The sequence below is a fragment of the Streptomyces sp. V1I1 genome (genome assembly GCF_030817355.1).
Taxonomy (GTDB): domain Bacteria; phylum Actinomycetota; class Actinomycetes; order Streptomycetales; family Streptomycetaceae; genus Streptomyces.
In genome coordinates, this window is record NZ_JAUSZH010000001.1 from 8258721 (window position 1) to 8271516 (window position 12796).

Annotated in this window: 8 protein-coding genes and 2 pseudogenes; 5 read left to right on the top strand and 5 right to left on the bottom strand. The window is 67.9% G+C overall.

Features of this window, described 5'->3' with window-relative positions:
* Window positions 1–137 precede the first annotated feature (137 nt).
* Both QFZ67_RS38715 and QFZ67_RS38720 read left to right on the top strand, forming a co-directional pair.
* Window positions 138–1583 (top strand): NF041680 family putative transposase, encoded by a 1446-nt coding sequence (locus tag QFZ67_RS38715; RefSeq protein WP_307659053.1) that lies wholly within the window; start codon window positions 138–140, stop codon window positions 1581–1583.
* Between the two features lie 150 nt (window positions 1584–1733).
* Window positions 1734–3173, top strand: a complete 1440-nt coding sequence (locus tag QFZ67_RS38720; protein ID WP_307659052.1) for an NF041680 family putative transposase — start codon at window positions 1734–1736, stop codon at window positions 3171–3173.
* 71 nt (window positions 3174–3244) lie between these two features.
* On the opposite strand, the gene QFZ67_RS38725 is transcribed toward QFZ67_RS38720, so the two are convergent.
* The gene (locus QFZ67_RS38725; protein WP_307659051.1) at window positions 3245–5353 is read right to left on the bottom strand and encodes a hypothetical protein; all 2109 of its coding nucleotides are present in this window, start codon (window positions 5351–5353) and stop codon (window positions 3245–3247) included.
* A gap of 324 nt (window positions 5354–5677) precedes the next feature.
* Between QFZ67_RS38725 and QFZ67_RS38730 the strand changes: the two genes are divergently transcribed.
* On the top strand, window positions 5678–7081 hold the full coding sequence (locus QFZ67_RS38730) for an IS701 family transposase (RefSeq protein ID WP_307659050.1): 1404 nt from the start codon (window positions 5678–5680) through the stop codon (window positions 7079–7081).
* Window positions 7082–7444: 363 nt separating this feature from the next.
* Here QFZ67_RS38730 and QFZ67_RS38735 read toward each other — a convergent pair whose 3' ends face one another.
* Window positions 7445–7948, bottom strand: coding sequence for a hypothetical protein (locus QFZ67_RS38735; RefSeq protein ID WP_307659049.1), 504 nt, complete (start codon window positions 7946–7948; stop codon window positions 7445–7447).
* A gap of 318 nt (window positions 7949–8266) precedes the next feature.
* Window positions 8267–8620 carry a hypothetical protein gene (locus QFZ67_RS38740; protein WP_307659048.1) on the bottom strand — a complete coding sequence of 118 codons (354 nt, stop codon included), beginning with the start codon at window positions 8618–8620 and terminating at the stop codon, window positions 8267–8269.
* A 294-nt stretch (window positions 8621–8914) separates the two neighbouring features.
* Here QFZ67_RS38740 and QFZ67_RS38745 point away from each other — a divergent pair, with 294 nt between their 5' ends.
* Window positions 8915–9145 carry a hypothetical protein gene (locus tag QFZ67_RS38745; protein ID WP_307659047.1) on the top strand — a complete coding sequence of 77 codons (231 nt, stop codon included), beginning with the start codon at window positions 8915–8917 and terminating at the stop codon, window positions 9143–9145.
* 110 nt (window positions 9146–9255) lie between these two features.
* Window positions 9256–10258: pseudogene (locus QFZ67_RS38750) on the top strand (IS5 family transposase).
* Window positions 10259–10987: 729 nt separating this feature from the next.
* On the opposite strand, the gene QFZ67_RS38755 reads toward QFZ67_RS38750, so the two are convergent.
* Window positions 10988–11617 carry a histone-like nucleoid-structuring protein Lsr2 gene (locus QFZ67_RS38755; RefSeq protein WP_307665686.1) on the bottom strand — a complete coding sequence of 210 codons (630 nt, stop codon included), beginning with the start codon at window positions 11615–11617 and terminating at the stop codon, window positions 10988–10990.
* Window positions 11618–11669: 52 nt separating this feature from the next.
* A pseudogene (locus QFZ67_RS38760) lies at window positions 11670–12796 on the bottom strand (RHS repeat-associated core domain-containing protein); the annotation flags it as partial.

A 12796-nucleotide genomic window follows, 5' to 3' on the forward strand; every position in this document is an offset into this window, starting at 1 on the left:
TTCTTTATGGTCTGACCTCGAACGACGTCCCGAACGTGATCGCTCGTACGAGGATTCCGGGGACGTGAACACGGCCTTCGTCTGATCCTGTGCTCCGACCAAAGAGGCACTTGACCAGCAACGAAGGCCGTGGGGGGATGAGTTTGCTGCATCACGATGTCGGGCGGGATCCGTTCACGGTGGCGTCACGCTTCCGGGACGATTTCTTCGACTGCCTGACCGGGCGCGGGGACGAGTTGTTCGAACTGGCGGGCGCGCTGCTGTGTGCGGACGGGCCGGTGACCGCGCCGGTAGACCTGACGCTGGTGGCCGGGCACCGGCGTGGACACGGCGCGATGTACGACGCGCTGAACTGCGGGAGCGTGGACGTGCCGCGGTTGCGGCAGGTGCTGGCCGGCTTGCCGCAACCCGAGGCCGCCGACGGGCGCCTGGTGCTGGCCGTGGACGTCACGAACTGGCTCCGCCCGGACGCACCCACCAGTCCGGATCGCTTGTTCTGCCACGTCTACGGCCGCAGCGGCCGGTCCTCCGACCAGTTCGTGCCCGGCTGGCCCTACTCCTTCGTCGCCGCCCTGGAATCGGGCCGGACGTCATGGTGCCAGCTCCTGGACGCCGTCCGTCCCGGCCCTGCCGACGACGTCGCCGAGGCTACTGCCACGCAGGTCCGCAGGGTGGTCGAGGACCTCATCGACATGGGCCGGTGGCGCATCGGCGACCGCGACATCCTGATCGTCTTCGACGCTGGATACGACGCCCCGCGCATGGCCCACCTCCTGCACGGGCTGCCGGTGGAGGTCCTCGGGCGGATGCGCACGGACCGGGTGATGCGCAGGCCGGTCCCGGTCCCGTGGATCTCGCCACCGCAGGGCGGCCGTCCGCCCAAGCACGGCAAGGAGTTCCGCTTCGCCAAACCGGAGACCTGGGGCGAGCCGGACGCGGCCACCACGCAGGTCACCGACCGGTACGGCACCGCCCGCGCGATGGCCTGGGACCGCATCCACCCCCGGCTGACCACCCGATCGGCGTGGATCGACCACACCGGTGAACTCCCCGTCATCGAGGGCACGTTGATCCGCCTCCAGGTCGACCGCCTGCCCGGCGGCAACGACCCGCTGCCGCTCTGGCTGTGGTCTTCGGCCACCGGCCTGACCGCCGCCGAAGTCGAGATCCGCTGGCAGGCGTTCCTGCGACGCTTCGACCTGGAACATACCTTCCGCATGATCAAACAGACCCTCGGCTGGACCCGCCCGAAGCTCCGCACCCCCGAGGCCGCGGACCGCTGGACCTGGCTGATCATCGCGGCGCACACCCAACTCCGTCTCGTCCGCGAGGCCGCCGCCGACCTCCGCCGCCCCTGGGAGCGACCCGCCGAGCCCGGCCGCCTCACCCCCGCCAGAGTCCGCCGCGGGTTCAGGAACCTCCGCCCACACTTGACCTGTCCCGCCCGAGCGCCGAAACCATCCCGGCCGGGACCTGGCCGTCCTCCCGGCTCGAAGAACCGGCACCCGGCACCCCGTCACGACGTCGGCAAAACCGTCAAACGGCCCGAGGGCATCAAGGAACGCTCCCGGGCCGGAGGATAAAGAACAAGCTGAGCTTGTTCTTTATCTTCGAGCCTCGAACGGGCTTCGAACTTGAGGCAGGTTTTCGCAGTTCACCGGCTATGTGAGCGGCCTTCGCGCGATCGTGTGCCGTGTTGAGTAAGGCATCTGATCAGCACGAAGGCCGTGGACATGAGTCTGCTCTTATCCGGGCCCCGGCGGGAGGCGTTCGCGCAAGCGTCACGCTTCAGGGGCAAGTTCTATGCGTGTCTGACCGCTCGGCGCGATGAACTGTTTGAGCTCACCGACGCGGTGCTGTGTGCCGACGGCCCGGTGAAGTCGCCCGTCGACCTGACGCTCCTGCCCGAACACCGGCGTGGGCACGGGGCGTTGTACGGCGGGCTCAACCGCGGCCGGATCGATGTCGGACGGCTGCGGGCGGTGCTCGCGGGACTGCCGCTGCCGCGTTTCCCGGACGGTCGGCTCGTCCTGGCCGTCGATGTGTCGCCATGGTTGCGCTCGGATGCGCCATGCTCGAAGGATCGGCTGTTCTGCCACGTCTACGGCCGCGCGAAGAGCGCGTCGCAGTTCATCCCGGGTTGGCCGTACTCCTTCGTGGCCGTGCTGGAGCCCGGCCGCACCTCCTGGACCACCGTCCTGGACGTCGTCCGGCTCGGACCCGTCGACGACGCCACCGCCGTGACCGCCGCCCAGCTGCGGGCCGTGGTCGAGCGGCTCGTCGCTGCCGGCCAGTGGACGCCGGGCCAGCCGGACATTGTGATCGTCGGTGATGCCGGATACGACATCACGCGCCTGGCCTGGGTCCTTCGCGACCTGCCCGTCGAGGTGGTCGGCCCGATCCGTTCCGACCGGGTCATGCGGCTGCCGAAGCCGCCGCGGGTCTACGACCCCAAGGGCGGGCGTCCGCCCAAGCACGGCAAGGAGTTCCGCTTCGCCAAGCCGGACACCTGGCCGGAGCCTACGATCACGACGATCACGGACACCACGAACTACGGCAAGGCCCAGACACAGGCCTGGGACCGGGTCCACCCGCGCCTGACTCATCGCTCGGCCTGGCTCGACCACCAGGGCGAACTACCCCTGGTCGAGGGCACATTGATCCGACTGAAGGTCGAGCACCTCTCGAAGGAGCGCGAGGCGCCGCCGGTGTGGCTGTGGTCCTCGAAGACCGGTGCCAGCCTCGCTGACGTCGACCGTTGCTGGCAGGTGTTCCTGCGCCGCTTCGATCTGGAGCACACATTTCGCTTCGTAAAGCAGACCCTCGGCTGGACCACCCCGAAGGTCCGCATTCCCGAGGCAGCGGACCGCTGGATCTGGATCCTTGTCGCAGCTCTTGCCCAGCTGAGGCTAGCCCGCCCTCTCGCCCAGGACCTCCGCCGCCCCTGGGAGAAACCAGCCTTGCCCAACCAGCTGACCCCGGCCCGGGTCCGCCGGGGGTTCAGGAACATCCGCGCTCACATCCTCTGCCCGGCCCGTGTTCCCAAACCCAACGGCACCGGCCCCGGTCGGCCACCCGGAGCCAAGAACAAACACCGGGCACCCCGCTACGACGTCGGCAAGACCGTCAAACGCGCCGAGACCCTCGCCGAACTCCACGCGTCTCGAAGATAAAGAACAAGCTCACGGACTGGCGCCGCTGAGGCCGTTGCTGCCCGCTTGTCGTCCGGCCCGGACGGGACGGGCTAACCGTCAGCTCCAGGCCGGTTGCCGGCCGTGAACGCCTCCTCCACACGATCCTGCAGCCGGGCGTGACGGAACTGGAAGACGGGCCCCACCGTGCGCAGGACGTGACGCTCGCGAGCATCCGAGAGAAACTTGACCAGGCGGACCGGAGCCTCGTTCCTCCGGCGCAGCTGGAGGCTCGCGAGGAACGCGCGCCAGGTCACCGATCCGACCAGGCTCAGCGCCAGGCTGAGCAGGAGGCCGCCCACCGTCACCAGTGCGATCCCGGACAGGAATCCGTCGATGAGTCCGAAGATGCGATGGTCCGTCAGTTCGGCGAGCAGACCCAGGCATGATCCTCCGATGAGACTGCCGGCGAGGCCGCCGGCGATTCCGGCCGTCAGCGTGTACTGGCGGTCCTGTCTCCAGCACGAGACGGGATCGATGGGAGTCCGGCTGTCGGCGCTGCGGTTGCTGAGACCCGTGACGAATCCGCCCACCACACCGGCGAGGAGGCCGAACACCAGGCCGCCGAAAAGCATGACGACGCGGCCATGGGCGAGGAGCAGGGCGACGCCTAACGCCAGTCCAAGCGCTCCACCGCCGGCGATCCCGAACAGGAAGTTCTCGCGGACGACGAAGTCCCTCCACTGCAGACGGCCCAGCAGCTGGGGGGAGTCCCCGGCACGCCCGTACGTGAGTGACATCGTCACGGAAAGTCCCACCACCGCACCGGCTATCAGGCCGGCGGCCGGCCCCGCCCAGAAGAAGCCCGCCGCCCCGGCGAGAACTCCCAGGCAGAGGCAACTGGCCGCCGTTCTCGGCCAGGCCGACCGCCACCGGGGGACCTGCCACCAGGCGAGGTCGCGGCTTCCCTCGCTGTTCATCCGGTGCGCGATGACGCCGAGCCAGCGCTCGGCCTGGCCGAGACTGTAGCGACTGCGCGGCTGACCCAGCCGGTCGTCGTCATAGGCGGCGGGCAGGACTCGATCGAGAAGGTGGTCCTCCACCGCCGCCCGGTCCGCGAAGCGCTCGAGGTCGAAGCGCTGATCCGCGCGGTAGGTGTCACGCATCAGCGTGAGCATCAGGGGTGTGTCCAGTGCCTGAGCCACTGCGCCCAAAGGGTTCATACGGATGTGCTGCACCAGACCGCGCCAGGCGTCCGGGGGCGGCTGCGCCTGGCAGCGCGTCAGGTACTCCGCCGCGTCCTCGGCGCTGACCGGAAGCAGTTCGAGGCCGGCGGAGCCTGACAGGGGTCCCGCCGCGGCAACGGCCGTCAGAAGCTCCCCGACCCGGCTCAACAGGACCAGGCGGAAGTTCGCCTGCTCGTCCAGCGCCCGCAGAGCCACGGGGCGTACGGCTTCGGGTATCTCGTCCAGCCCGTCCAGAAAGACGGCGACCCGACCCGCGCCGATGAGTCTGGAGACAACACCGCCCGCGTGTTCTTCGGACTTCCTGAACATGTAGTCCGTGGCCAGTCGAGTGGCGAGCCAGTCATGCAGCCGCTGCTTCCGCGGGTCCCATCCGCTCAGCGTCAGCAGCACTGGTACGGGAACTCTCGCGCGCGCGCCGGCTTCGAGCGCCTCGCGATGCGCGAGGGCGTCGAGCAGCAACCTAATGACGGCGCCGCTCTTGCCCGCACCGCCTGCTCCGACGATCACCATCCGCCCGGAGTCCAACGCACCATAGAGGCGGAACAAGTCCCGAACGCCGCCCGACTCCAGATCCGCCGGGGTGATCGGGTCCAGCCCCAGCAGGGGCCCAAACCGCGATGAGCCGGTCCCGATGCCCACCGCATCGGTCGCCGGACCCGATACGGGGAGACTCGACCACCTCCAGCGCACCGGCACGGGGCTCGGATGTATCAGCCGCCGTTCGCTCGCCGCGGCGCTCCACTGCGCCTTCACTCGCTCAGCCAGCTCGTCCGCGAAGTCACGCAGTGCCAGTTCGGTGTGTGCCGTCCGGGGCCTGCGGTTCGTCAGAAATAACGCCCCGCTGGCGGCGGGAACGACGACCGCGGCGATCCCCTGGACGAGCGTGGCCGCGGAGTCCCGGTCATGGGACCGGAAGACGAAGGCCAGGGCGACGAAGACGACGACTGCGATGATCAGCAAACCCACGATGACCATGCAAGTCCCCCTCCTGGCACCGTACCGGGAGTGTGTCAGAGGGTTACAGGCCGTGTCCTTCGATCGGCCGTGCAGCACGTCACGCGAGGCAGACAGGGTTACGTCCAGCTGTCACGAATCCAGCTGCTACCAGCGGTATGACGACTCTACGTCACGCTCGTTGTCCCTCTGGCTGTCCGACTTCGGTGGCAAACGGTCCAGGTTCAGTGTCAGAGGGCAAGAAGGACTGTCCTGTCTCAACGAAGTTAGTCGTTGGCAGACCGCTGACCTAGCGGTGGTTTTAGGCCGGACAGTGGGAGCTTTGCTCACTCTTCGGGGGCTGTGATGACCAAGCGTGTGCCGTGTCCGCCCGCTCCGGGCCCACTGGAAGCCTATGCCGCGCGTTTCGATGACCTCTTCTCCACGCTGGCACAGCGCCGGGGGTTCCGCGAGTATCTCGCCGGGTTACTGCTGCCGAGGGACCGCAACAAGACGCTGACCTGCCTGGCCGGGACGGAGCCTGTGGCCGGTGCCCAGCATGCGGCGGTGCAGCGGCTGCAGTTCTTCCTGTCCGAGTCGACGTGGGACCTGGAGAAGGTCAACGCCCGGCGTGTGGAACTGCTGCTTGCGGACCCGGCCACGGCCCCGCACGCGGGCGGGGTGCTGGTGATCGACGATTCCGGAGACCGCAAGGACGGCACTGCCACCGCCCACGTGGGCAAGCAGTACCTGGGCTCGGTCGGGAAGATCGACCGCGGCGTCGTCGCGGTGACCACCTGCTGGGCCGACGAGCGCGTCTACTACCCGCTGCACGCCGTCCCCTACACCCCCGCCCACCACTTCCCGAAAGGGAAGAACGACGCCGGCTTCCGCACGAAACTGCAGATCGGGGCCGCCCTGGCCCGTGATGCCCCCCGGGCGGGGGTGTCCTTGCGGGCGGTCGCCGCCGACTGCGCTTACGGCGACCAGGACGCCTTCCGCAGGCAACTGGACGCCGCAGGACTGCCGTTCGTGATGGCACTCAAGCCCCGCCGGGGAGCCTGGTCATACGGTGACGAGGCGTACACGCCCGTGGATGCCGCCCGCAACCTTATCTGGGGCGGCCCTGAGGCCCCCGGGAACTGGACCACGGTCACACGAACCTTCCGTGACGGGCACACCGCTACCTGGTGGGCCGCCGACGCACAGCTGGGCTGGTGGGGACCGGATGGCACCACGCGCCTGGTGGTGGCCACCACCGACCCGGCCACCCTGCCCGCGCAGTCCACCTGGTACCTGGCCACCGACCTGCCCCGGCCCGGCGGACCACGGGAGGCGGACAGCCCGGCCCCAGCTGCCGACCTGGCCGAAATTGTGCGAATCTACGGCATCCGGCACTGGATCGAGCAGAGCTACAAGCAGGTCAAGGACGAACTCGGCTGGGCAGACTTCCAGGTCCGCTCCGACACCGCCATCCGCCGCCACCAGACCCTCGTCACCTGCGCGTTCAGCTTCTGCTGGGACACCTGGTTTGCCCCGCCCCCGCCTGCCACGGATGAGGAGGAGCCGGTGCCCAGCCGGCCAGAGAGGGGGTATTGCGCCGTCCCACCAGACCCAGCAGGCCTGCTGGCCCCAAGCCCTCCGGGCCGTCCGTGGCTGGCTGACGCCCTGGGCCACGCTGCAACGCTACTGGCGAGCGTGGACAGCCAAGCCCCCGCCCACCGAGCTCCAGGCCCTGATCAACGCTGTCGGCACCGGCAGACCTCTTAACCTCTACCTCCCGGCCTAACAAACCACCGCTAGTCGGACTAACTTCGTCGAGACTTTCTCCCTGTTCTTGGTGTGGGGGTCCCGTGTTGAGTGCGGAGATTCCCGGCTGTCTGGTGGCCTTTCAAAGCGGTGCTGGGACCGAGCGTTTCAGCCGGCGCTCCATCTGGCCAGCCTGTGGGTTGTGACCGCGCTTGCGTGATGGATACGCCTGACTCCGGCTACTTACTACGGCGTGCGGCTGACACGTCACGCTGGCACCGCCCACACCCCGCTGAGGTCTGGCCGCTGATTCTGGTAGGGGGGAAGGGCGACCTGGAAATCCCGTCAGGTCTCGCGGCTGGCGGCAGAAGAACTGACACGAGGTCACTCGTCGGGCGGCCGAGGCGGCTCAGAAGGCGGGTTTTCGTCTGGCGGGGGCTGAGGCGGTTCTCCACTGATCGAACCGACCGCTTGCCACCTGCGGTTCTCGGGGTCCCAACGAATGTGGCGTTGAGACAGGCCCTCTCGAGCAAGTTGCGCCAGCTGGGCCGCAGCTTCGGCGGGAATCTCCTTCGGACATTCGATGACACAGTTGTTCTCAACGTCGTGGATCACCGCCCAGGTTGTGTCTTGAGCGGAGCCATCACGAACTACCGGTGTAGCCCGGGATAGTGCGCGCTTCAAGATTTGATAGGCGTCTTCGGCTGCCTTCCCCGCCATGGACGACAGGAACGCACCGGCGAGGGTGAACACCGAGATCGTGGCCACGGGGTTTCCCAGGACCAGCGACATCACGTCCATCCGCACGTCGTGCGACGTCTCGATGTGGACATCCACCTCGGCTGCCAGCCCGGGGCCATCGTTCATGACTAAGAGAGCCTGCTTCACGGCTGTGGCGCCCCCGGGTGTGATCGGCGCAGACGCCCTGCCCACTGCCCAGTACTCGTGGGCGACAGGTCCGTCGGCAGCCCATCCAACGAGGCGCAACCGTCGATGGACCCCACCTTGTGGGTCTTCTCGATACGCCACTATCTCCGCAGCCCAACGAAGATCGCCGGGGCGCCCGAAGAAGTGGGGTGCCATGCCGTACGAGGTGCTTTCGATGACCCAACCGGCCGCCACGAGTGCCGCCTTCTGTGGTCCACCGAAGGTGTCAGGTTGACTCATGGGCCCCATCGTGGCTGATGTTGCGTGACAAGAACCAGGTCAGACCTGAACGCGAGCCCGTGAGCAATCACCAGCCATGCCGAGGTGGGAACGCTTCAGGGTGCCCAGGCGATTCTGCGCAATCCGGTTGTCGTCATGCGGGCCGGGCTCCACGACGTCGTCGCCCAGCTCGCCGTCGGGCCCGTGCAGAACATGCCAGTTGCTCAGGACGTAGGGCGTGCCGTCCATCTTGTCGAAGACGACGCAGCCGAGGGTCCGGCCGAGACCTTCACGTGTCCGACGCTCGCACCGGGCAGGTTCGGGTCGAGGCGCCGCTTGCGCGTCGGGCTCTCCGCCTCGGCCACCGCCACCACGCCAAGCAGTGGTCAGCCCTGCTTCGATATCCGGCTCCATGGCAGGCTCAACGCACCCCCGATCGGGTGGGTCACGAACCACCACCGCTCTGATGCAGCGTCAGCCCACTAGACTCGAAACAGGCACGCTGACCAGGACAAATGGAGAAGCACAACTGGAGTACTAGAGGGCCCAGTGTCTGAACGTCCACGGATTCCGCCGAACGTTCCTGAACGCCTTGGGCCGTTCAGCGTTGCGCCGGTTCGCATAGCCCGGTGACCTGCGACGTCCAGGTCTATGCGGGGCCGTACGGATCACTAGGTGCCCGGGGGTGTGCGGCGGTCTGCTGGAGGCATGGCTGACATCGACACAACCTCCCAGACGCCCGAGCCCGAACTGCCCCCCGCCTCCCGGGAGCCGGCGCTGCCGCCTGAGCCGACGCGGCACCAGGTACTTGACATGGTGGTCCTCGTTGCCCTGCTGGGCGTGTGCGCGGGGGTGTACCGCGCGGTCGGGAACGCCGGCTTCTCCGTGATCACCGGGGCAGTCGCCGGGCTGTACGGCACCTGGCGCATCCGGCGCTGACTGGGCAGGTCGCTTCCGGTTGGACCCGTTGGCCCTAGGGCGCGTATCGGGTCGTGATCAATCTGTCGATTCGCCCTCGTGGTGAGGCCTGGACCGGTAGATCTTCTTCCGTGACGCGAGTGCAACTGACGGACGCGGAGTGGGAGTTCATCGGGCCGTACCTGCCGATCGGCGAGTACGGCCCGTATCCCGAGCGGTTACGGCAGCAGTTCGAGGGTGTGATCTGGCGGTTCAGGACCGGCGGACAGTGGCGGGAGATGCCGGAGGAGTTTGGTGCCTGGTCGACCGTCCACAACCGCTTCCGGCAATGGCGTGACGCCGGCGTCTTCGAGGCCCTGCTGGAGAGTCTGATCGCGGAAGCGGCGAAGCGGGGTGAGGTGGACCTGTCCCTGGTCAGCATCGACTCCACCACCGCGCGTGCTCACCACGACGCGGCCGGGATGCACCTGGGCGAGGACGTCCTCGGCGCACTGGAGAAGGCTGCCGCCGAGGCGGAGAAGGCCAGGTCAAAAGGGGCAGTCTCGAAGAACAAGACGGACAGGAGGTCGAGATCGATCCCGAGCGGGAGGAGCGACGACGCATCCGGCGCCGGCGAAAACTCCGGCTGAAGACCGCCCTCCTGGGACGCTCCCGGGCGGGCAGACCAGCAAGGTTCACCTGGCCGCCGACCGCAAGTGCCGCCCGCTGGCGTTCGTGCTGACCGCAGGCCAGGCTGCCGACAGCCCACAGTTCATCCCCGTGCTGGGGAAGATACGGGTCCGCGGCCCCGTCGGCCGCCCCCGCACCCGGCCGGACGCGGTCGCCGGGGACAAGGCCTACTCCTCCCGCGGCAACCGGGCCCACCTGCGCAGACGCGGTATCAAGGCAGTGATCCCGGAGAAGAGGGACCAGACCGCCAACCGGAAGAAGAAGGGCTCCGCGGGCGGTCGGCCTGTCAGCCACGACGCCGATCTCTACAAGGAGAGGAACACCGTCGAGCGCCTGATCAACAAGCTCAAGGCCTGGCGAGGGATCGCCACCCGATACGACAAGACACCGGACAGCTACCTCGCCGGCCTCCACCTGCGCGCCTCAATGATCTGGGTGAAGGACCTCGCCCGGACCACCAATTGATCACGACTCGATACGCGCCCTAACGGACTCCACGTCAGGGAAGGGGTTCTTTCGCCCAGCCGGAGGCGGCCCACAACGACACGGAAGTCACTGCCATGCCAGCTCTCGCTCTGCAGAGGCGGAAGCTGCCGCAGTGCGGCAGGCTGTTGGCGCGGATGCCTCCCCTCGGACGGGGCCGTTGCAGGTGTGCAGCTCACGCACGTGCGCAGCGATGCGTGCCGCTCCGGGCCGCCCAGCGTCGCGACGGCAACCTTCGCCCAGTTGAGCGATGCTTCCACTCCACGGAGTTTTCCCTTCGATCTCCAGCTCACCGTAGGCCGGGCCAGGCCGTGAACGACACGGCCCCCGATGACCCACATGGGGCGTCGGCTCAGGCACGATGGGCGAATGGATCATGGAGCAGCACCGCTGGCTGGCAGCACCCGTCGCAGTATCGCCATTGAGACGACTTCCACGACGCGGCGACGGGGATGAAGGTCAATGTTGGGAGCCGTCGTTGGAGGCTTCGTGCCGCCAAGGCGTGTCGTGATCGCTGGTGGATGGCGCGGGCGGATCGGCACGGGGGTGGCGGAGTTTCCGCGGTCTCGCCTCTGTCAGCGACCGATGGCCCCGCCCGAGCGGGCGGAGCCTTCAAGCCTCCTGGGACTCCGCACGTCTTGTCTCCCAAGGGGGTCGGCAGCCGCGGTTCGCTGCGGTCAGCACTGGCCCGGAAGGGCGAGCAACCGGTGATCAAGCGCCGCTGCTGGTCGCCTGCTCCCAGGCGGTGAGGACGTCGGCGGGGATGCGTCCGCGGTCGGGTACCTGGTAGCCATTGGCGCGGGCCCAGGCCCGGACGGCTTTGCCGTCGATGGCCCGGCCTGCCGAGGGAGGTGCGGGCTCGGGGTCGCGGCGGGCTGCCGTTGAGGGGGTGAAGAAGGCTCCCTGGTCGAGGAGGTCACTGGGGAACAAGGGCACTTTCGTCTCGCCGCTGAGGACTGAGGCGAGGAAGTGTGTGAGAGTGCCGTCGAAGGTGTACCAGCCGGGACCGCGGGCTTCGTTGACGGCGATACCCCAAGCGTCAGGCTCCGTTGCCGGGTCGGTGATCCAGAACAGGTATTCACCGTTGTCGGTCACGCCAATGGCGAAGAGGTCTGCCGGGTCGTAGGGGACTGGGTAGGTGCCGCGGTCGTGTCCCTGCTCGAGCTGGGCGCGGATGGTGGCGGGCATCGGGCCGGTGAGGTTGACCCACTCAGTCGCCCCGTGCGGGTGGTAGATGTTGATGAATCCGCAGAAGGCGCCCGGACCGTAGGTGGTCGCCATCTGCTTGTAGTCGTCGGGCAGTCGCATGCCGAGGGTGTTCTCGACTGTGTCCCAGTCCACGGGGGCGGGCCGGCGGGGGGCGGGCTGAGCCGGGTGAGGTCGTTGAAGCTGGTCACAGGAGTCCTCGGCGGTGTCGCTGTTGCTGTTCGTGGGCGGGGTTGGTCATCGGGACGTCCAGGCTGAAGCCGCGGTTTCCGGTGGCTTCGAGCTGAATGTACTTCGGTACGGAGTCCTTTTCATCGTCGGTGTACTCGAGGTAGACGTTGTAGGTGATGATCTCGCCGTCCGCAACGGCGTTGTAGATATCCTGCTCCCAGTCCCGCATGTCAGGGCTGTTCGTCGGGTTCTGGGTGATGGTGAACAGGTTGTCCAACGTGTCGCCGGATCCGCCCAGCATTCTGGCCAGCATGTGCCCGCGCGCTTGGTTGTAGTCGCCGCCAAGGAAGCCTGGCGGCTCCAGCGAGTTCCTGGCATGAGTGCCTTCGTCGAGCATGTCCCGGGTGATGATCGCATTCATCTCGTAGGGGCGGCCGTGCTCGTCGCGGGTGAAGGTGACCCGCCGTCCCCAGGTGGGGTCGGCGTCGCAGCCCGCCAGGCCCAGCGGGTCGGCCAGGGTGAAGGGGTTGGGGACGTAGGCGTAGTGGTTGATGGCCGGGGCAAGGCCGAGGGGATCGGGGGTGATGTAGCGGCCGAGGTCGGGGTCGTAGTAGCGGTTGACGTTGTAGTGGAGTCCGGTTTCGGGGTCGAAGTACTGGCCCGGATAGCGCAGCGGGGTGTAGGCGGTACTGTCGCGGTTCCACTGGGTGATGCCCCAGGCGGTTAGAGCGGGCGCGCCAGGCGAGGGCTCCGTCCGGGTCGACGAGTTCACTGGGACTGCCGGACAGGTCGGTGACGATGGCGAAGAACCGCCGATCGATCTCTTCCTGGGCGGTGTCGGTCTTGATCTCACGCTGTGCGAGCGGGCGCAACCCTGCGTAGTCCCACACCAGGGTGGTGCTGTCGGTGTACTGCTCGGCCAACTGCGCGCCGTCCCAGCAGTAGGAGGTGGCCTCGGTGAATTGGCCATCGGTGTCCAGTCGCTGTTTGGCGAGTCGGCGGCCGAGGGCGTCGTAGAGGTAGCGCCACCGGCCGGTGGGGGTCTCGGCGTGGGTGAGCCGGTCTTCGGCGTCCCAGGTGAAGCGCCAGGTAAGGGTCTTTCCCGAGAGGGTGTTCGTCTGGCGGAGGGTGAGGCGGCCCTGG